We start from the raw sequence: 17,390 nt of genomic DNA on the forward strand, positions 1-17,390 counted from the left end.
GGCGACCGCTCTCCCACCCCCGCCACCGCCGACGAGGACCGCACGGTCAGACCACGCGGGTCAGCGCCGGCCAGAGCGCGTCGGGGCCGTCCGCGAGCACGCCGGCGCCGAGCACCCGCGCCCACGCCAGGTCGCTGCCGGCCTCGTCCCGCCACGACCAGAGCCGCCGCGTGAGGTGGTGCAGCTTGTGTTCCTGGGTGAAGCCGATCGCGCCGTGCACCTGGTGCGCCAACCTCGCGACCACCTCGACCGCCGCACCGGCCCGCACCTTCGCCGCCGCAGCAGCGAGCACGACGTTCTCGCCCCGGTCGAGCGCCTGCACGGCCGCGTCGGTCAGCGCCGTCACCGCCGTCACCTCACCGGCCATCTCGGCGAGCTGCATCTGGATCGCCTGGAACTTGCCCAGCGGCCGGCCGAACTGGTGCCGCTCCCCGCGTACTGCACGGTCCAGGCCAGCACCTGCTCCAGCGCGGCGGCCAGCTGCACCGCCCGCGCCACGGCGTACCGCGCCCGTATTTCCTGGGCCTGCGCTCCGGTCAGCAGGGAACCCGAGCAGCCCGCCTGGTCCAGCACCAGCGAGCCACGCGGCTCGCCGGCCAGGTTGAACGCGTCCGTCGCCGGCAGGGACGACGCGTCCACCAGCGCCAGGACCGCGCCGTCGATCCCGGCCGGAGCGGGCGCCAGGACGACGACGGAGGACGCCACGCCGGCCCAGGCGATGTCGGGGACCGTGCCGGTGAGCGTGAACCGCCCCGGCCCGTCCCCGTTGTCGACCGGGTGCACGGCCACCGTGTCGGCGAACGCGAACGTGGTCGGCTGCTCCAGGGACGGCAGCTCGAGGTCCGCCGCCACCAGCGCGGGGCCCGCGACCAGCAACTGCTCGGCCACCGGGACCGCGCCGGCGCCGGCCGCCAGCGTGCGCACGATCGCCACCGCATCGGCCAGCTCGCCGCCCGAGCCGCCGGCCTCCTCGGGCAGCCCGACGCCGGTCAGGCCCGCCTCGGCCAGGGCGCCCCACAACCCGGCGTCCCAGCGGCGCTCCGCCGTCAGGGCGAACGGCTCGAAGCCACCGAGGATGTCCCGGACGGTCTCCACCACCAGGTCCTGGTCACTCATCAGCGCAGGCCCAATCCACGAGCGACGATCCCTCTCAGGATCTCGTTGGTCCCGCCGCGCAGCGTGTAGCCCGGCGCGTGCAGCTGCGCCTCGGCCAGCGCCCGGCCCAGTGGATCGGGCGAGTCCAGCGACGGCGTCACGTCGACCACCTTCCGGATCTCCTCGATCACGTCGCCCTCGAACGTCGTCCCCACGTCCTTGACCAGGGCGGCCGGGATGTTCGGCAGCTCGCCCCGGTCCAGGGCGGCAGCGATCCGCAGCGACATCTGCCGCAGCGCCAGTATCCGCGCCGACAACCGGCCCAGCGTCGCGAGCGCAGCCGGGTCACCGGTCGCGGCGACCCGCCGTCCGAACTCGGCGACAAGTGGATATGTCGACAAGAACCTTTCCGGGCCCGACCGCTCGAACGCCAGCTCGGCGGTCACCTGGTGCCAGCCGTTGCCCTCCTCGCCGAGCAGCATGTCGCCCGGGACGACGACGTCGGAGAACACCACCTCGTTGAAGTGGTGGCCGCCGTCGAGGATGCGGATCGGGTTGATCGTGATGCCCGGCAGCGACAGATCGATCAGCAGCTGCGACATGCCGGCGTGCCGGTGGGCGGAGTCCGACGGGGAGGTGCGCACCAGCACGATCCCGTAGTGCGAGTGGTGCGCGTTCGACGTCCAGACCTTGGCGCCGTTGACCACCCAGTCGCCGTCGCCGTTGCGCACGGCCTTCGTCCGGATGGAGGCGAGATCGGAGCCGGAGTCGGGCTCGCTCATCCCGATGACGAAGAAGCACTCGCCTGCGGCGATGCGCGGCAGGATCTCCTGCCGCTGCTCCTCGGTGCCGTAGGTGAGCAGGTTCGGCCCGGACTGCCGGTCGGCGATCCAGTGCGCGGCGACCGGCGCGCCGGCCGCCAGCAGCTCCTCGGTGACGGCGTAGCGCTCCATCGCCGAGCGCTCGTGCCCGCCGTACTGCTTCGGCCAGGTCATGCCCAGCCAGCCGCGCTCCCCAGCTTCCTGGAGAAGTCCGGGTCGACGCCGGACAGCCAGGTGTCCACGTGGGTCCGGAAGGTGCCGGCGGCCAGCTCGGCGGCGAGGAACTCGCGGACCTCCGCCCGCACCTGCTCCGCGGCCTCCGACCGCGGCGCGGGCGCCAAGGTCAACGAGTTGCTGCTCATGCGACTCCCCACGTCGGTGTGGCCGTGCTCCGGTCGGTTGTACCCGTTGCCCGAGCAGCACCGCTCGGCGGGTCCGGCGCCGGGCCGGGACGGCGTCGAGTGAGCGCTTCTGGTCGTCCCGGGCGGCGTGGCGGCGCGTGTCACCGACCACCACTGCGCTCTCGAGCAGCGGGACGAGAGGCTCAGGCCCGCTCGTCCTCCTCGTCGTCCTGCTCGGCCGCGCCGCGGGTCAGCTGGCGGAACTCGGTGACGACGTCGGTGGCGACCGCACCGAGCGAGGTCAGCGCGCCCGACACCAGCCGCCGGACCCCGTTCATGTCCAGCCCGAGACCCGCGCCCAGCCCGGCCGCGATGTCGATCCCGCGCAGCTCCCCGGAGGAGTCCTGCTGCTCGGCCAGCTCCGGTGACCAGCGCATCGCATCTCCCGACATCGACCAGTCGCCGGTCGCTCCGTCGATGGCTGCCGTCACCGGGTTGCCCGACGAATCCATGGATGCCTCCAGCGCAGGGGTGCACCTCCATGGTGACCCCGACCGCGCCGCGGGGAAGAGCCCCGCTCAGCCGAGACGGGTCAGCGCGAGGAGAGCGATGTCGTCGGCACGGTGGGCTCCGGTGAGCTCGGCCAGCAGCCGGTCGCACAGCTCGTCGGGGTCCGTCGTCCCGGCGTCGACCGCCACCGCGAGCAGCGCGGCCAGCCCTCGTCGAGGTCCGCCGACCGGCTCTCGACCAGGCCGTCGGTGAAGAACACCAGCGTCGCCCCGGCCGGCAGCACCCCCGCCCACTCCACGGCGGGCGCCGGCGCCGGGGGCGCACCGAGCATCCGGCTCGGCGTCACCGGCAGGAACTCCGCGTGCCCGGCGGTGATCATCAGCGGCGACAGGTGCCCGGCCGAGGCGATCCGCAGCTGGCCTGTCGCCGGGTCCAGCGTGGCGAAGAGCGCGGTCGCCATCCGCTGCAGGCCCAGCAGCGACCAGCTGGCCTGCAGCCGGTCGATGATCGCGCTCGGCGCCGGCCCGTCGACCAGCAACGCCCGGTACACCGAGTTGAGCTGCCCCATCGTGGCAGCGGCGGTGATGTCGTGGCCCACCACGTCGCCGACCGCCAGCGCCACCTGGTCGCCGGGCAGCCGGACGACGTCGTAGAAGTCGCCACCCACCTCCACGCCGTGCGTCGCGGCCAGGTACCGCACCGCCGTCGACAGCCCGGGCAGGTCCGGCGGGTCGGGCGGCAGCAGGTTGGCCTGCAGCGTGTGCGAGGTCAGGACGTCGAGCTCGTAGCGCTGCGCCTTGGCCACCGCGAGCGCCACCTGCAGACCCAGCTGCTCGGCGACGTCGACGTCGGCCTCGGTGAATGCGCCGCGGGAACGGTCCGCGCAGAGCGTGACGACGCCGAGCCGGCGGCCCTCGGCGACGAGCGGCACCGCCACGATGCTGGTCAGGTCCAGGCTCTGCGCCACCTCGGCGTGCCGAACGTCCGCGGCGATCTCGGTCAGGTACTCGGCGGGGATGTGCCGCACCCAGTGGGTACGGCCCTCGCGCAGCGCCCGGACGCTCGGATGCGACTCCCGGCCGGCGGTCAGGGGCGGACCCGCACCTCGTCGGCCAGGTGCTGCAGCCGGGGATCGCGGTGCCGGGCCGCCGGACGGACCATGCCGTGCTCGCTGACCAGGTCGATCACGCAGAGGTCCGCCAGGTGCTCGACGGCCAGCGCAGCCAGGCGCTCGACGGTCTCGGGCAGGTCTGCGGCGCCGGCCAGCAGCCGGGCCGCCTCCAGCAGGAACGCCGAGCGCTCGGCCTGCCGGGCCGTCTCCTCGTACAGCCGCGCCCGCTCCAGCGCCTGCCCGGCCTGCCGGCCCAGCGTCCACAGCAGGTCGATCTCGGCCGGATCGGTGGCCCGTGGAGAACCGGGCTCGTCCAGGCTGATCAACCCGTCGTCCTGCCGACCTCCCAGGCCGAGCACGAGCGCGCCGAGGCGCCGGCTGTCGGCCGACACCGGCACGGTGACCAGGGCGCTCAGACCGTCCTCCGCCATCGCGTCGGCGACGGCCGGCTGCGACGCCCGCATGCGGTCGTCGAGGTCCACCGTCCGGACCCCTGGGCCAGCTCGAGCGCCAGCGTGCCTCCCGCCGCCTCCTGGAGGGCCCGCATCAGCTCGGCCGACAGCCCCGCCGACCGGACGGCGCGCAGCCGCGGCACCGATTCCGGATCCCCGGGTCGCCCTCCTCGACGAGCACCAGGGCGGCCCCGCTCGCGCGCATCGCGGCCCGGCTGCGCTCGACGATCACCGTCGCGACATCCTCCACGGTGGTCGCCGCCGCCAGGTCCGAGACGACCCGCTGGACCACCCGCGACCGCGCCTCCGACTCCTCCGCCATGCGCTGGGCGGCCAGCAGCTCGCGCTCGTAGCGCCGCCGCGCGGTGGCCTCGAACAGCGTCGCCCGCATGAGCACCGGGGCCCCGGACTCGTCCCGGAGCTCGACGGCGTTCAGCAGGCACGGCAGCAGCGAGCCGTCCACGCGGACGACGTCGAGGGCGATCTCGCGCACCGCCCCTGCATGCGCAGCAGCGGCGCGAGGTGGGTCTCGTGGAAGACCCGCCCACCGACGCTGAGCAGGTCCTGGAACCGGGTGCCGATGAGCTCCCCGGGCCGCCTGCCGGTCCACGCGCAGAACGTGCGGTTCACCTTCACGATCCGCCCGTCGGGCAGGGTCGAGAGATAGCCCATGGGCGCGTTCTCGTACAGGTCGGCCGGGTCCTCCTCGAGCAGCCGGCCCAGCTGCGCACGAGGGTCCTGCCCCGGGTTGCCGATCGGATCCGTGCCGCTCACCCCGTCAGGAATGCCCGGATGGCGGCCGTCGTCTCCTCCGGCGCGCTGAGGTGCGGCACGTGCCCGGTCGCCACCAGCAGCGTGAAGGTGCTGCCCGGGATGCACTCGTGGACGTAGCGGCCCACGACCTCGGGCGCGATGGCGTCCTCGCTGCACTGCAGCACCAGCACGGGGATGGTGATGCCGGGGAGGTCCGCCCGGTTGTCCGACAGGAAGGTCACCCGGGCGAACTGGCGCGCGATGTCGGGGTCGGTGCGGCAGAAGCTGTTGGTGAGCTCCTCGGCCAGCTCCGGATGATCGGGGTTGCCCATGATCACCGGCGCCATCTGCGTGGACCAGCCGAGGTGGTTGGCGTCCAGCGCGTCGAGCAGGCCGGCGATGTCGGTGCGGCTGAAGCCACCGACGTAGTCGCCGTCGTCGATGTACCGGGGGTTCGGGCCGACCATGACCAGTGCGCCGAACAGCTCCGGCGCCTCCTTCCAGGCCAGGGCGCCGATCATCGCGCTCACCGAGTGCCCCACGAGCACGACGTCGGCGAGGCCGAGCTCCCGGCAGATCTCCACGATGTCGCTCGCGTAGCCGCGCAGGGAGGAGTACTTGTCCGGGTCGTAGGCGCTCAGGTCGGAGTTCCCCGACCCCACCAGGTCCAGCAGGACGACGCGGTGGTCGACCTCGAAGTCCGGCGTCACGAACCGCCACATCGCCTGGTCGCACCCGAAACCGTGGACGAAGACGACGGGCCGCCCGTCCGTGACGCCACTGACACGGACACAGTTGCGCTCCAGGACGGTGGCCACCGTTCGACCCTAGGCGACGCCTGCCTGTGGTGGCAGGGGTCCCCGGGCCGCTGCGGACCCGTTCCGCTACGCGCCGGGACGGCGCGCCGGGATGCCGGGTCGGGGCAGGACCGCCCGGGTCCAAAAGCCCTGTCGGCCCCGGCCCTGGAGCCCTACCGTCCCCCGCATCGCCCCGGCAGGACCGCCGGCGCCCCGGCACGACCACCGAACGAGGTGCTCCATGACCGCAACCGCGGTCCGGCCCACCGGCCTGATCCCCGCCCCCGCACCGCACCGGACGACGCCGCGCAGGTCGTCGGACCCGGTGCCGCCTGTCGCGCGGTGTCCTACCAGCGGGTGCTGCACCAGCTGGTCCGGCGCGAGCTGCGGCTGCTGGCCGACCTCACCACCTGGGCACCGGCCGACGAGGCGGAGCGAACCGGAGCGCTCACCCGGCACGCCGACCTGGTGAGCCGCGTCCTGCTGCACCACCACGCCGTCGAGCGGGAGGCCGTGTGGCCGGCGCTGCTCCGCGCCGCCCCCGTGCCGGCACGCGACGCCGTCGAGGACTGGACCAGCCGGTGCGCCCGGATCGACCACATGCTCCGCGACGTCGCCACCGCCGCCCGGCAGTGGCAGGTCGCCGGCACCGACCCCGCGCGACGAGCCTTCGCCTCCGCCTGCCGGGCGCTGGCCGACATCGTCGAGGCGCAGACGCTCGAGGAGGAGCGGACCCTCCTCCCGCTCCTCGCCGACCACCTCGCCGCCGAGGACTGGGCCGCGATCGCCGCCTCGTCGCACTGCCGGCTCTCCGGCCCCGAGCAGCTGTTCGTGCTCGGCCTGGCGCTCGAGGACGCCTGCGCGGGTGACCGGGCGCGACTGCTCGGGGGCTGCCGTGGTCCGTCCGGACGGCGTGGCGGCTGTACGGCGCCCGGCTCTACCGAGCCGCCGTCGTGCGCCTGCGCGGCGCCCCGCCGGCGGCCTGACCGGCGTTCAGAAGCGGGAGGTCCTGCAGTCGCGGCAGCGTTTGCGGTCGGTCGCCGTCACGCCCTGGCAGTTGTCGCAGACCCACGTGGTCCGCTCCGTCGTCGTCGTGCTCATGGTCGTCTCCCTCGGTCGGGGACCACGGTAGGTAGCCGCTGTGTCCGCGAGGTGTCCGCGGAGTTGCGCTCCGGGGCGATGAGTTCCCGGCGCGACGGCGGTCGGAACCGGTGTGACGACCACCTTCGTACTGGTGCCCGGCGCCGGCGGCGACACCCAGTTCTGGTACCGCCTCGTGGCCGAGCTGGAGAGCCGTGGGCACCGGGCCCTGCCGGTGGAGCTGCCGGTCCGCGACGACTCGGCCGGCCTGGCCACCTACGCGGACGCGGTGGTGGCGGCCATCGGCGACCGCTCCCCGTGGCCCTCGTCGCCCAGTCGATGGGCGGGCTCACCGCGCCACTGGTCTGCGAGCGCGTGCCGGTGCAGCTGCTCGTGCTGCTCAACGCGATGGTCCCGCGGCCCGGTGAGACCGGCGGCGAGTGGTGGACCGCCACTGGCCAGGGGCCGGCCGCCGCCGCGTACCGGCAGCAGCTCGGCCTGCCCGAGGAGCTCGACGACGACGCCACGTACGTCCACGACGTCCCGGCCGATGTCGCCGCGCGGTACATGGACCAGGAGTTCGCCCAGTCCGGACGGCCGTTCGAGGACCCCTGGCCGCTGGACCGCTGGCCGGACGTCCCGACCCGCGTGGTCGCCGGCCGCGAGGACCGGCTGTTCCCGCTCGAGTTCCAGCGGAAGGTCGCCGCCGAGCGGCTGGGGTTGGAGGTGGACGAGGTCCCCGGAGGTCACTGCGCCGCCCTCAGCCGGCCGGTCGAGCTGGCCGACCGGCTCGAGGGCTACCTGCGGTCGATGTAGGCGAGGTCGTCGCGGCGGACCTCCCGCACCCGCTGCTCCCCGAGGTCGTGCGCCACGCCCGGGAACAGGGGCGGCGGAGACGACGTCCGTGCCACCCGCAGCGCGGCAGGGTGAGCACGACGAGGGCACCGACTCCCCTGGCGCCACGCTGGCGGCTGCGGCGCCGTCACCGGGACCGGCGGGCACAATGGGCGGTTCCGCCCGCGGCATCTCCCGCGCGCGCGGCCCGCTCAGCAGGAAGAGAACAGCTTGTCGACGGTAGGCCCCGAGGCTGCGCAGGCGGCCGACCTGGCGACGGAACAGCGGTACGTGAGCGGGCTCTACACCCGCCTGGACGAGATCCGGGCCCGCACCGTGCGCCGGCTGGACGAGCAGCTGGCGATCGTGCCGCACAACCCGCAGGCCATCGGCGAGCGCGAGGCCCAGGTGGAGTGGCACACCCAGCGCATCGTCGCGCTCGACGCCGCGGAGAGCGGGCTGTGCTTCGGCCGGCTGGACCGGCACGACGCCGATGTGCCGCGCTACGTCGGCCGGATCGGGCTGTCGGCCGACGACGGCGACGAGGAGCCGCTGCTGGTCGACTGGCGCGCACCCGCGGCACAGCCCTTCTACACCGCCACCCCGCTGCACGACCTCGGTGTCCGCCGCCGTCGGCACATCCGGACCCGGCTCCGCACCGTCGTGTCCGTCTCCGACGAGACCCTCGACCTCGACGACGCCTCGGGCGCCGCGGGTGCGTCGACGCTGACCGGCGAGGCGGTGCTGCTGGCCGAGCTGAACGCCTCCCGCACCGGCCGGATGAGCGACATCGTCCGCACCATCCAGGCCGAGCAGGACCGCATCATCCGGTCCGACGCCGCCGGCGTGGTGGTCGTGCAGGGCGGTCCCGGCACCGGCAAGACGGCCGTCGCGCTGCACCGCGCCGCCTACCTGCTCTACACCCACCGCGAGCGGCTGGCCCGCAGCGGCCTGCTCGTCGTCGGCCCGACACCCACCTTCCTGCGCTACATCGCCGACGTGCTCCCCTCCCTCGGCGAGACCGGCGTGGTCCTCGCCGACCTGGGTGGGCTGCGGCCGGGGCTGCGGGCGGACGCGGTCGAGTCGCCGGAGGTCGCCGAGATCAAGGGCCGCCTCGTGATGGCGGATCTGATCGCCGCCGCCGTCCGCGCCCGGCAGGCCGTCCTCGACGGGCCGGTGGAATTGGAGATCGACGGCACGCCGCTGCGGTTCACGAAGGCCGACGCCGCGCGGATCCGCTCCCGTGCGCGCAGCGCCTCCCGGCTGCACAACGAGGCCCGCCCGGCCGTCGCCCAGGCGGTCATCGGGCTGGTCGCGCGCAAGTACGCCGACAAGCTGGGCAGCGACGTCCTCGGCGGCGCCAACCTGCTCACCGACGGCGACGTGTCGGCCCTGCGCCGCGAGGTCGCCGCCGAGCCCGCCGTCCACCGGTTGATCGACCGGCTGTGGCCCCGGCTCACCGCGGAGCGGGTGGTGACCGACCTGCTCGCCTCCCCGCCCGGCTCGCGGCCGCCGGCCCGGACCTGTCCGACGACGAGCGCGCCCTGCTGCACCGGCCTGCGACGGCGCCATGGACCGCAGCCGACGTCCCGCTGCTCGAGGAGGCCGACGAGCTGCTCGGCGTCGACGACAGCGCGCAGCGCGCGCAGGCGCGCCGGGAGAAGGAGCGCCGGCTGCGGCGCGCGCAGGACACCCTGGACCAGCTGCACGGCTCCCGCTCGCAGGACAGCGAGACCGAGGAGGAGTCCGAGGAGCTCTCCGCCGGCGACCTGCTCGACGCGGAGGGCCTGGCCGAGCGGCACGAGGTCGCCGACACCCGCAGCGTCGCGGAGCGGGCCGCCGCCGACCGCACGTGGACCTACGGGCACGTGATCGTCGACGAGGCGCAGGAGCTGTCGGCCATGGCGTGGCGGCTGCTGCTGCGGCGCTGCCCGACCCGGTCGATGACCGTCGTCGGCGACGTCGCCCAGACCGGCTCGGCCGCCGGGGCCGCCAGCTGGGCCGAGGTCCTCACCCCGCATTTGGGGCGGCACTGGCGCCTGGAGGAGCTCACCGTCAACTACCGCACCCCGGCCGAGATCATGGTCGTGGCCGACCAGGTGCTCGCCGCCGGAGGCTCCGGTGGGACGGCGGCCCAGGCGGTGCGCTCCACCGGGGTGCCGCCCTGGGCCGAGCGGGTGGACGAGGACGGGCTCGCCGAGGCGGTCGCCGACGCCGCGGCGGAGTTCGACAAGGAGGACGGGACGCTCGCCGTCGTCGTCCCCCGCTCGCGGCTCGCCGCGGTCGCCGACGCCGTCCGCCTGCGGCTGCCCGAGGCGACCGCGGACGGCGACCTGACCGCAGGTGCCGTCGTCCTGGCCCCGGGGAGCGCGAAAGGTCTGGAGTTCGACTCGGTCCTCGTCGTCGACCCGGTGGCGATCGTCGACGAGGGGTGCGCGGGCACAACGACCTCTACGTCGCCCTCACCCGGGCGACCCAGCGGCTGGGCGTCGTCCACCCGGGCGACCTGCCACCGATGCTGGCCGGGCTCGAGCCCCGCTGAGCACACACACCCCGCTGAGCACGCAGGGTATAGGAACCTTCACCTGCGTCCCGGCTGGCAGAACGCGGGTAAAGGTTCCTATACCTGGGTGCGACGGGGCCCGGGCTCGGTCAGAGCCGGTCCCACACCTCGTCGCGGGTGCGGAGCACGACCAGTCCGGCCCAGCCCAGCCCGACCGCGACCAGGGCGGTGCCGAGCGAGGGCAGCCACGGGTCACCGGAGAACATCGTGAAGACCAGCCAGCCGACCACGTTGAGGACGACCGGGTAGACCGGGATGGCCTTGGCCCGCCAGGCGGCGTAGACAGCCAGGTTGATGCCCAGCGCCATGCCGAACACGCTCGTCGCGGCGATGATCGCGCCCTGGCCGTAGCTGCCGGCGAGGGTGAAGATCTCCAGGGCCTGGTCGGCCGGGAGGGCGTTGGCCAGGGCCACGTCATAGAAGTCGACGACGACGATGCCGGACAGGCCCGAGCCGAGCCCGGCGAGCAGCATCGCCACGAGCGACGTCCGGGGCTGCCCCGGCGGGCCATCCGCACGAGGGTGAACGCGGCCGGGACCAGCAGCAGGAAGCCGAAGTGCAGCACCACGGCGGCCCACAGGATGTTCGACTGGTGGTCGACCCCGGTCTGCAGGTACTCGGCGTGGGTCTCGTTCTCGTACGGGATCATCAGCAGGCTGGCGAAGATCAGCGTGCCGGCGCCCAGGAGCGAGAGCGCACCGCCCAGGCGACGGAAGCGGGCGCCCGGCTTGAGCTCGGCGGCCGGTGCCGCCGTCGGGGTCGGCTCGGTGGTGGCGGTCATGGGATCGGGTCCTTCCGGGGAGGGTTCTCGGGGTCAGGGAGAACCCTCGTGCGCCCGGTGTCCCCGGTCCCAGGGACGGCCGTCCCGAAGTCCCGGGCGCCGGCCGTCCCTGGTCGGGCGCGCCGGCCTCAGCCCGTCACGTACCGGAACGCAGCCCGCTCCTTGCGCTCGAAGGGCCGCCGGAAGGCCAGCGACCACAGCGCGAGCGCCGGCCTGCCGAGGAAGCCGGCAGCGGCCGCGCGGCCGTGCTCGGGCAGCCCGTGCATCAGCCATGCCAGGCTGAAGGGGATCAGCCGCGCGGGGTAGTCCGACCCGATCTGCTTGTCCATGCGGGCCCAGTCCTCGGCGGTGAGGAAGCGCTGCACGAGCACCAGCGCGTCCCGTTCCTCGTGGCCGAGGTGCGCGGCGAGCCGGTCGCGGGTCCTGGTCACGTCCGCCCCGAGCGCGGCGCGGACCGTCTCGTCCTCCGCTGCGCGAGCGTGGCGAAACCGCGGGCGCAGGCCTCGAGCATCGGGTCGATATCGGCGTGCTCGGCCTCCATCGCCTCGAGCGTCGCCCGGTCCTCGGGCGAACCGCCCCTGTCGACGGCCCTGATCAGCTCCGGCCAGATGTAATGGTCCTCGCCGCTGTGGTGGTGGTGCAGGACCTCGGCGAACCGCCGCCAGCGCAGGTCCAGCGCCCGCCAGGTCTCCCGGTCGGCGACCGGTGTCCCGCGCACCGCGCCGGCGAACGCGGTCAGGTCCCGGCGGAACGCATGGTGCATCAGGAACATCGGGGTCAGGTCCACCGGGCCGTCGGGAGCGGCGGCCTGGCCGGGGAGCGTCAGCTGGCCCTGCGTGGAGGTGCGGGTCATCTCGGGTGTTCTCTCTCGTGGGCGGCCGCCTGCCGGCCGGCTGGCGACAACTGTCTCGGTCACCACTTGGAGACCGCTGAAAGCCGACTGGGATACGCGGGTACGGCCGTCGCCGGAGGCGAGTGCGACACAGTGGGGGCCATCAGCGGCCGATGGCCACCACGTCGTCGCACTCGGCAGGCGTGGCGCACCGGGGCCTGTCCCGGCGACCCCGGCCGGGGCAGGATGTCGCCCGTGCCGGGCGTGACCGACCGCCGCTCCCCGCGCCCGGCGTGCCCCGCTGGGTGCCGGGGCTGCTCGTCGCGCTCGGGGTCGGCTGCACTGTCACGGCGATCGCGATCGGTGCCCTGGTCGACGCCGCCCGTCCGGTCGACGCCGGCGACGCCACCCTCGGCCTGCTCTACCCGCTGGTGGCCGCGCTGGTCCTGGCCCGGCGGTCCGGTGCCCGCGTCGGCTGGCTGCTCATGGTCACGGTCATCACAGGTCCGTACCTGCTCGCCGCCCAGTACGTGGTGCTGACCGGGACCACCGACGGCCTGCTGCCGTCCTTCGCCGGATGGCTGTCCGCCTGGGGGTTCGTCCCGTACTACGTCATCGTCGCGCTCGTCCCGCTGTACTTCCCCGACGGCACGCTGCCCTCCCCGCGGTGGCGCCCGATCGCGCGGGCACTGGGCGCGGCGGTCGTCCTCGGCACGGTCGCCGCGATGTTCCGGAACGGTCCCTTGGACTACGCGCCGGAGCTGACCAACCCCTGGGCGCTGCCCGGGAACGGGCTCAACGCCGTCCTGCTGGTGTGCTCGTTCACCGCGTTCGTCGTCGGTGGCGCAGTCGGGATCGCCGCCCAGCTGGTGCGGATGCGGGGCGCCTCGGGGTGGCGCGGACCCGCCTGCAGTGGCTGCTGCTCGGTGAGTCGGTGCTCGTCGTCTGCGCGATCGCCTCGGTCGTCATCGACCTCCCGGTGATCTCCAGCGCCCTGTTCGCCGTGGGGTTCGCCGCCCTGCCGCTGGCGGTCGCGGTGGCCGTCCTGCGGCACGGGCTGTTCGACGTCGGACAGGTGGTCAGCCGGGCCGTGGTGTTCACCGTGCTGTCCGGCCTGCTGCTGCTCGGCTACGGGGCGCTGGTCGCGATCGTCGGCGAGCTGACCGCCGGGGAACGCCGGATCGCCGTCGCCGCCGCCGCGCTCGCGGCGCTGGCCGCCGCGGCCGGCTGGGAGCGGGCCCAGCGCGCGGTCGACCGGCTGCTCTACGGGGAGCGGCGCGACCCGCTCGCCATCGCCTCCCGGCTCGGGACGACGCTGGACTCCGCCGCCGCCCCCGCCGAGGCGCTCCAGGCGCTGGCGGACGAGACGGCCCGGGCGCTGCGGCTGCCGCGGGTCGAGATCCGGCCGGCCGATCCGCGGCTGCCCACGGTCGCCTCGGCCGGAGAACTCCGGATGGAGGGCCCCGTGGACGTGCTCCCGCTGGTCTCGCTCGGCCGCGACGTCGGCCTGCTCTCGGTCACCCACCGGCACCCCGGGGAACGGTGGCGGCGCTCGGAGAAGGCGTCCCTGGACGACGTCGCCCGCCGCGCCGCGGCGCTGGTCTGGGCGGCCGGTCTGGTCGCCGACCTGCAGGCCGGCCGAGAGCGCATCGTCGCCGGCCGCGAGGAGGAGCGCCGGCGGCTCCGGCACGACCTGCACGACGGGGTCGGCCCCGAGCTCGCCGGCATGGCCCTGCAGCTCGAGCGGCTGGCCGGCAAGCTCTCCGGCGACCCCGACCTGGCCGCCCTCGCCGGCCGGTTGCGCGACCAGATGCGGCGGACCGTGGCCGCCGTCCGCCGCGCCGTCGACGACCTGCGCCCGCCCACGCTCGACGAGCTCGGCCTGGTGGAGGCCCTGCGCGAGCACGTCGCCGCCTACCGGCTGCCCGTCCCGGCGGGCACCGCCGGTGGCCCCGACGACGCGCCCGTCACCGTGACCGCCGGTCCGCTGCCGCCGCTGCGGGCGGCGGTCGAGGTGGCCGCCTACCGGATCGCGACCGAGGCGGTCGCGAACGCCGTCCGGCACGCCGGCGCCGCTGCCTGCACCGTCCGGCTCGGGCTCTCCGGCGACGATCTGCTCGTGGAGGTCACCGACGACGGCCGGGGCGTGCCCGCCGACGCCGTGCCCGGCGTCGGCTCGACCAGCATGCGCGAGCGGGCCGCGGAGCTCGGGGGGCGCTGGACGTCACGTCCGCCTCCGGGGCGGGCACCACCGTGCGCGCCCGGATCCCGCTGGCCGCCCGGTGAGCGGGACGGTCCGGGTGGTCGTCGTCGACGACCACCCCTCTACCGCGAGGGGTCGCCGACGCCCTCGGGGACGCCGACGACATCGAGGTCGTGGGCACGGCCGCCACCGGCGAGACGGGGTCGCGGTGGTCGCCGAGGTGCGCCCCGACGTCGTCCTGATGGACCTCCGGATGCCGGGCATGGGTGGGGTGCCCGCCACCGCCGCGATCGCCGCCGCGCAGCCGGCCACCGCCGTCGTCGTCCTCACCATGAGCGACGACGACGACTCGGTGTTCGCCGCGCTGCGGGCCGGCGCCCGCGGCTACCTGCTCAAGGAGAGCGAGGGCGCCGACATCGCCCGGGCCGTGCGCGCCGCCGCCCGGTCGGAGGCGGTGTTCGGCCCGCGCATCGCCGACCGCGTGCTGGCCTTCTTCGCCAACTCCCGGGCGCGCGCGGCCGTAGTGCCCTTCCCCGAGCTCACCGACCGCGAGCGCGAGGTGCTGGATCTGGTGGCGTACGGCCTGTCGAACGCCGCGATCGCGGCCCGCCTCTTCCTGAGCGAGAAGACGGTGCGCAACCGGGTGTCCGACGTGCTCACCAAGCTGCACGCGGCGAGCCGCGCCGAGGCCGTGGCCCTGGCGCGCGACGCGGGGCTCGGCCCTACCCCTGGCTGACGCTGCCGCGCACCCGCAGGACGACGCCGCTGGCCGGCCGCGCGGGGATGCGCCGCAGCGAGATCGTCAGGTCCTGTTCCGGGACGTCGACGTCCAGGCGGGCGAGCCTGGTCGCGAGAGCCGCCACCAGCGCGACGGTGAGCTGCTCGCCGGGGCAGCGGTGATTGGTGCGCGGGTCGCCGCGGCCCTGGGGAACCAGCTCGTAGGCGCCGATCTCCCGGTCCAGGAAGCGCTCGGGCCGGAACGCGTAGGGGTCGTCCCAGAGGGCGGGGTCGTGGTTCTGCCCGTAGAGGTCCAGCAGCACCATCGAGTTCTCCGGGATGCGGACGCCGTCCCACTCCACCTCGCGGGGTGCGCGGCCGCCGATGAAGGGCGCGAACGGGTAGAAGCGCCGCACCTCGTGCGCGAAGGCCAGGGCGAACTCCGGGTCCCCGTCGGCGAGCCGCTTGCGGTTCTCCGGCCAGCGGATCAGCGCGTGCCCGGAGAAGGCCGCGAACCACGCCACCGCCGTCGTCGGCCGGACGATGTTGAGCAGCTCCACCGCGGCGACCCGGGACTCCAGCTGCTCGCCGCCGGCATCGCGGTGCGCGGCGACCACGGCGACGGCGGATCCCTCGGGCACCGTGCGCACCCCGCTGCGGACGTCGCGGACGAGTTGGCCGAGCCAGGCCTCCCGCCGGCCGCGCGCCCGCCGGGCCCGGAGGTGCCGCGGCCCGCCCGTGGCGAACCCGTCGACCATGGCCAGCAGGTCGCGGGCGACCCCGGCACCTCGTCGTCGGCGACCGGGATCCCGGCCCAGCGGCAGACGGCGCCGGCGACGACATGCCCCGCCTCGTCGAACAGCACGATGTCCGGCCGGCGGGTCCACCCCTCCACCGCGTCGTCCCAGGCCGCCGTCACCTGCTGCACGAGCGAGGCGATGCCGTCCTCGTGCATCAGCAGGCCGACGAACATCGCCTTGCGCACGCGGTGGGCCTCGCCGTCCAGCGTGTGGACGGCGCCCTTGCCGAACAGCGTGCCCTGCACCGGTTCGGGGATGGCGTGCGCGCGCCGCACGTGGTCCTCGTCGTAGAGGAAGCGGGCGGCGTCCGGGCCCTCGATCGCGGTGACCGGCAGGCCGCCGAGCCGCGCCCCCACCGTCCGGGAGCCGGTCGCCCGGCGCCGGTCGGGCAGCCAGCCGTACCCGCGGGTGAGCAGCTGCAGGGCGTTCTCGGGGCGGCGCGGCTTCCGTCCAGGCATGCGGCTCCCCTGCCCAGCGCGGTTCCCGGGCAACCACCCTCAGCCGGGGCGCTGCTCCTGCATCCGGTCGTCCTGGGCCCGCGTCGACCCGTCCGCCGGTCGCCGGCCGACCCTCCGTGGCCCAGCCGGCGCAGGAGGGCGACCACCTCCTGCGCCGCCGTGGACGCGGAGTCCTCCCGCACCGCGCCGGCGGCTCGGTCGAGCGCATCCGCCAGCGCGCACTCCTCCTCGTCCAGCAACCCGCGGTAGGCCGGGTCGAGCAGGTAGCCGGTGGGCGGGGTCGACAGGCAGCCGATGAGGTCCAGCAGCACCTCGAGCCGACGCGCGGCCCACTGCAGGGCCACGCAGGCGTCGTCGTCGACGTGCCCGGGGACCAGCTCCGGCGGCAGCAGCGAGGACCAGCTCGCGGCCACCCGCAGCGTCCGGCCCGTCGGCACGAGCACGTCGTCGCACGACAGGCGTGTCAGGTCGGCCCCGACGACGAAGACGTGACCGCTCGTGCGCGGGGTCCTACCCGCGTGCCGGCCGGATCACGGCCGGTCCGGATCAGGCGCCGCAGCCGCCCGCGCCGCAGGCGCATCCGGCGCACGCGGCCGGGACGGTGCGGGCGGGAGCCGGCGCGGGTCGGGCCGCGACCGCGCGCAGGACCGAGGCGCCGATCAGGACGGGCACGGCGAGGACGGCGAGAGCGAGGGCAGCGGTCACGGTGGCGACGTCGGCCGCCCGCTCCCAGCTCTGCCCGAGCCCGGTGGCGATCAGCAGGCCGGTGACGAGCGCGGCCCAGACCAGCAGCGCCTGTCCGCCGCGCCGGGCGAGGCCCCCGCGGCCGACGAGTCCGGCACCACCGGCCAGCAGGAGCAGCGGCACGGCCACCAGGAGAACCGTGGCGGCCGCCGCCTCCGACACCGGGACGCACGCGAGGGCGACCACGCCCCCGCGAGGGCGGCGGTGCCCAGGCCGCGCGCGCGTCCGGCGACCGCGGTGCTCATGCCCCCGATCCGGCCCCGCGCAGGAGCAAGGCCCCGCGCACGACGAGGAAGAGCCCCGCGGTGCCCAGCACCAGCCGGGCGCCGGCGTCGTCCCACAGGACGGCGGTGACCGCGACGACGACCATCAGCACCCCGAGACCGATCCACCGGGGCCACGTGCGCCTGGCCACCTGGGGGTCCATGGACTCGGTGCTGCTGGTCAGGATGCCGGTTGCGCTCGCCACTCCTCCAGTGTCCCCCACGCGGGCCCGTC

Annotated in this window: 23 protein-coding genes and 1 pseudogene; 5 read left to right on the forward strand and 19 right to left on the reverse strand. The window is 75.1% G+C overall.

The features are described 5' to 3' along the window. Positions 1-46: 46 nt before the first annotated feature. The 10 genes from U6N30_RS19985 to U6N30_RS20030 form a co-directional block, all read right to left on the reverse strand. Complete coding sequence (locus U6N30_RS19985) at positions 47-451, reverse strand: acyl-CoA dehydrogenase family protein (protein WP_324278392.1); 405 nt, start codon at positions 449-451, stop codon at positions 47-49. Beyond that, on the reverse strand, positions 352-1,116 hold the full coding sequence (locus tag U6N30_RS19990) for an acyl-CoA dehydrogenase family protein (protein WP_324273656.1): 765 nt from the start codon (positions 1,114-1,116) through the stop codon (positions 352-354). The genes U6N30_RS19985 and U6N30_RS19990 overlap by 100 nt, the downstream gene beginning before the upstream one ends. Next, positions 1,116-2,090, reverse strand: coding sequence for an acyl-CoA dehydrogenase family protein (locus tag U6N30_RS19995; RefSeq protein WP_324273657.1), 975 nt, complete (start codon positions 2,088-2,090; stop codon positions 1,116-1,118). Before U6N30_RS19995 ends, U6N30_RS19990 begins: the two co-directional genes overlap by 1 nt. Then, positions 2,087-2,422, reverse strand: coding sequence for a hypothetical protein (locus U6N30_RS20000; protein ID WP_324273658.1), 336 nt, complete (start codon positions 2,420-2,422; stop codon positions 2,087-2,089). The genes U6N30_RS19995 and U6N30_RS20000 overlap by 4 nt, the downstream gene beginning before the upstream one ends. A 38-nt stretch (positions 2,423-2,460) precedes the next feature. Then, complete coding sequence (locus U6N30_RS20005; RefSeq protein WP_324273659.1) at positions 2,461-2,769, reverse strand: hypothetical protein; 309 nt, start codon at positions 2,767-2,769, stop codon at positions 2,461-2,463. An 80-nt stretch (positions 2,770-2,849) separates the two neighbouring features. Then, positions 2,850-3,959 carry a PP2C family protein-serine/threonine phosphatase gene (locus U6N30_RS20010; protein WP_324278393.1) on the reverse strand — a complete coding sequence of 370 codons (1,110 nt, stop codon included), beginning with the start codon at positions 3,957-3,959 and terminating at the stop codon, positions 2,850-2,852. Continuing rightward, the gene (locus tag U6N30_RS20015; RefSeq protein WP_324273660.1) at positions 3,854-4,360 is read right to left on the reverse strand and encodes a hypothetical protein; all 507 of its coding nucleotides are present in this window, start codon (positions 4,358-4,360) and stop codon (positions 3,854-3,856) included. The genes U6N30_RS20010 and U6N30_RS20015 overlap by 106 nt, the downstream gene beginning before the upstream one ends. Before the next feature lie 64 nt (positions 4,361-4,424). Further along, positions 4,425-4,823: a hypothetical protein gene (locus tag U6N30_RS20020; RefSeq protein WP_324273661.1), complete on the reverse strand. Its 399-nt coding sequence runs from the start codon at positions 4,821-4,823 to the stop codon at positions 4,425-4,427. Then, on the reverse strand, positions 4,763-5,104 hold the full coding sequence (locus tag U6N30_RS20025; RefSeq protein ID WP_324273662.1) for a PAS domain-containing protein: 342 nt from the start codon (positions 5,102-5,104) through the stop codon (positions 4,763-4,765). The genes U6N30_RS20020 and U6N30_RS20025 overlap by 61 nt, the downstream gene beginning before the upstream one ends. Further along, positions 5,101-5,901, reverse strand: coding sequence for an alpha/beta fold hydrolase (locus U6N30_RS20030; protein WP_324273663.1), 801 nt, complete (start codon positions 5,899-5,901; stop codon positions 5,101-5,103). The genes U6N30_RS20025 and U6N30_RS20030 overlap by 4 nt, the downstream gene beginning before the upstream one ends. A 213-nt stretch (positions 5,902-6,114) precedes the next feature. Between U6N30_RS20030 and U6N30_RS20035 the strand changes: the two genes are divergently transcribed. Further along, positions 6,115-7,776, forward strand: a complete 1,662-nt coding sequence (locus U6N30_RS20035) for a hemerythrin domain-containing protein (protein WP_324273664.1) — start codon at positions 6,115-6,117, stop codon at positions 7,774-7,776. Positions 7,777-8,025: 249 nt separating this feature from the next. Beyond that, positions 8,026-9,666: a HelD family protein gene (locus tag U6N30_RS20040; RefSeq protein WP_324273665.1), complete on the forward strand. Its 1,641-nt coding sequence runs from the start codon at positions 8,026-8,028 to the stop codon at positions 9,664-9,666. Here the strand turns inward: U6N30_RS20040 and U6N30_RS20045 are convergent. From U6N30_RS20045 to U6N30_RS20065, 5 genes are all read right to left on the reverse strand, one after another. Continuing rightward, complete coding sequence (locus U6N30_RS20045) at positions 9,653-9,808, reverse strand: hypothetical protein (RefSeq protein ID WP_324273666.1); 156 nt, start codon at positions 9,806-9,808, stop codon at positions 9,653-9,655. The genes U6N30_RS20040 and U6N30_RS20045 overlap by 14 nt on opposite strands. 45 nt (positions 9,809-9,853) lie before the next feature. Continuing rightward, the gene (locus tag U6N30_RS20050) at positions 9,854-10,237 is read right to left on the reverse strand and encodes a hypothetical protein (RefSeq protein WP_324273667.1); all 384 of its coding nucleotides are present in this window, start codon (positions 10,235-10,237) and stop codon (positions 9,854-9,856) included. 209 nt (positions 10,238-10,446) lie between these two features. Continuing rightward, the gene (locus U6N30_RS20055; RefSeq protein ID WP_324273668.1) at positions 10,447-10,836 is read right to left on the reverse strand and encodes a hypothetical protein; all 390 of its coding nucleotides are present in this window, start codon (positions 10,834-10,836) and stop codon (positions 10,447-10,449) included. Positions 10,837-11,266: 430 nt separating this feature from the next. Beyond that, on the reverse strand, positions 11,267-11,569 hold the full coding sequence (locus tag U6N30_RS20060) for a hypothetical protein (protein WP_324273669.1): 303 nt from the start codon (positions 11,567-11,569) through the stop codon (positions 11,267-11,269). Next, complete coding sequence (locus U6N30_RS20065) at positions 11,566-11,991, reverse strand: hemerythrin domain-containing protein (RefSeq protein ID WP_324273670.1); 426 nt, start codon at positions 11,989-11,991, stop codon at positions 11,566-11,568. The genes U6N30_RS20060 and U6N30_RS20065 overlap by 4 nt, the downstream gene beginning before the upstream one ends. 272 nt (positions 11,992-12,263) lie before the next feature. Here U6N30_RS20065 and U6N30_RS20070 point away from each other — a divergent pair, with 272 nt between their 5' ends. The 3 genes and pseudogenes from U6N30_RS20070 (at position 12,264) to U6N30_RS34280 (ending at position 14,909) form a co-directional block, all read left to right on the forward strand. Further along, positions 12,264-12,953, forward strand: a complete 690-nt coding sequence (locus U6N30_RS20070) for a hypothetical protein (RefSeq protein ID WP_324273671.1) — start codon at positions 12,264-12,266, stop codon at positions 12,951-12,953. A 470-nt stretch (positions 12,954-13,423) separates the two neighbouring features. Further along, positions 13,424-14,173, forward strand: a pseudogene (locus U6N30_RS20075) (sensor histidine kinase); the annotation flags it as partial. A 97-nt stretch (positions 14,174-14,270) separates the two neighbouring features. Next, the gene (locus U6N30_RS34280) at positions 14,271-14,909 is read left to right on the forward strand and encodes a response regulator (protein ID WP_422678132.1); all 639 of its coding nucleotides are present in this window, start codon (positions 14,271-14,273) and stop codon (positions 14,907-14,909) included. Here U6N30_RS34280 and U6N30_RS20080 read toward each other — a convergent pair. The 4 genes from U6N30_RS20080 to U6N30_RS20095 form a co-directional block, all read right to left on the reverse strand. Next, a complete protein-coding gene (locus U6N30_RS20080; protein WP_324273672.1) occupies positions 14,896-15,450 on the reverse strand; it encodes a cytochrome P450 in 555 nt (184 codons plus the stop codon). The genes U6N30_RS34280 and U6N30_RS20080 overlap by 14 nt on opposite strands. After that, positions 15,378-16,148, reverse strand: coding sequence for a cytochrome P450 family protein (locus tag U6N30_RS20085; RefSeq protein WP_324273673.1), 771 nt, complete (start codon positions 16,146-16,148; stop codon positions 15,378-15,380). The genes U6N30_RS20080 and U6N30_RS20085 overlap by 73 nt, the downstream gene beginning before the upstream one ends. A 546-nt stretch (positions 16,149-16,694) precedes the next feature. Next, positions 16,695-17,078, reverse strand: a complete 384-nt coding sequence (locus U6N30_RS20090) for a hypothetical protein (protein WP_324273674.1) — start codon at positions 17,076-17,078, stop codon at positions 16,695-16,697. Positions 17,079-17,133: 55 nt separating this feature from the next. Further along, a complete protein-coding gene (locus U6N30_RS20095) occupies positions 17,134-17,361 on the reverse strand; it encodes a hypothetical protein (protein WP_324273675.1) in 228 nt (75 codons plus the stop codon). Between the last annotated feature and the right edge of the window lie 29 nt (positions 17,362-17,390).

It is taken from the genome of Blastococcus brunescens, from assembly GCF_035320885.1.
Taxonomy (GTDB): domain Bacteria; phylum Actinomycetota; class Actinomycetes; order Mycobacteriales; family Geodermatophilaceae; genus Blastococcus_B; species Blastococcus_B brunescens.

Bases quoted from the DNA above. Each gene is read 5' to 3' on its own strand.
- U6N30_RS19990 (WP_324273656.1), bottom strand. From the start codon at position 1,116: ATGAGTGACCAGGACCTGGTGGTGGAGACCGTCCGGGACATCCTCGGT.
- U6N30_RS19995 (WP_324273657.1), bottom strand. From the start codon at position 2,090: ATGACCTGGCCGAAGCAGTACGGCGGGCACGAGCGCTCGGCGATGGAG.
- U6N30_RS20005 (WP_324273659.1), bottom strand. From the start codon at position 2,769: ATGGATTCGTCGGGCAACCCGGTGACGGCAGCCATCGACGGAGCGACC.
- U6N30_RS20065 (WP_324273670.1), bottom strand. From the start codon at position 11,991: ATGACCCGCACCTCCACGCAGGGCCAGCTGACGCTCCCCGGCCAGGCC.
- U6N30_RS20085 (WP_324273673.1), bottom strand. From the start codon at position 16,148: ATGCCTGGACGGAAGCCGCGCCGCCCCGAGAACGCCCTGCAGCTGCTC.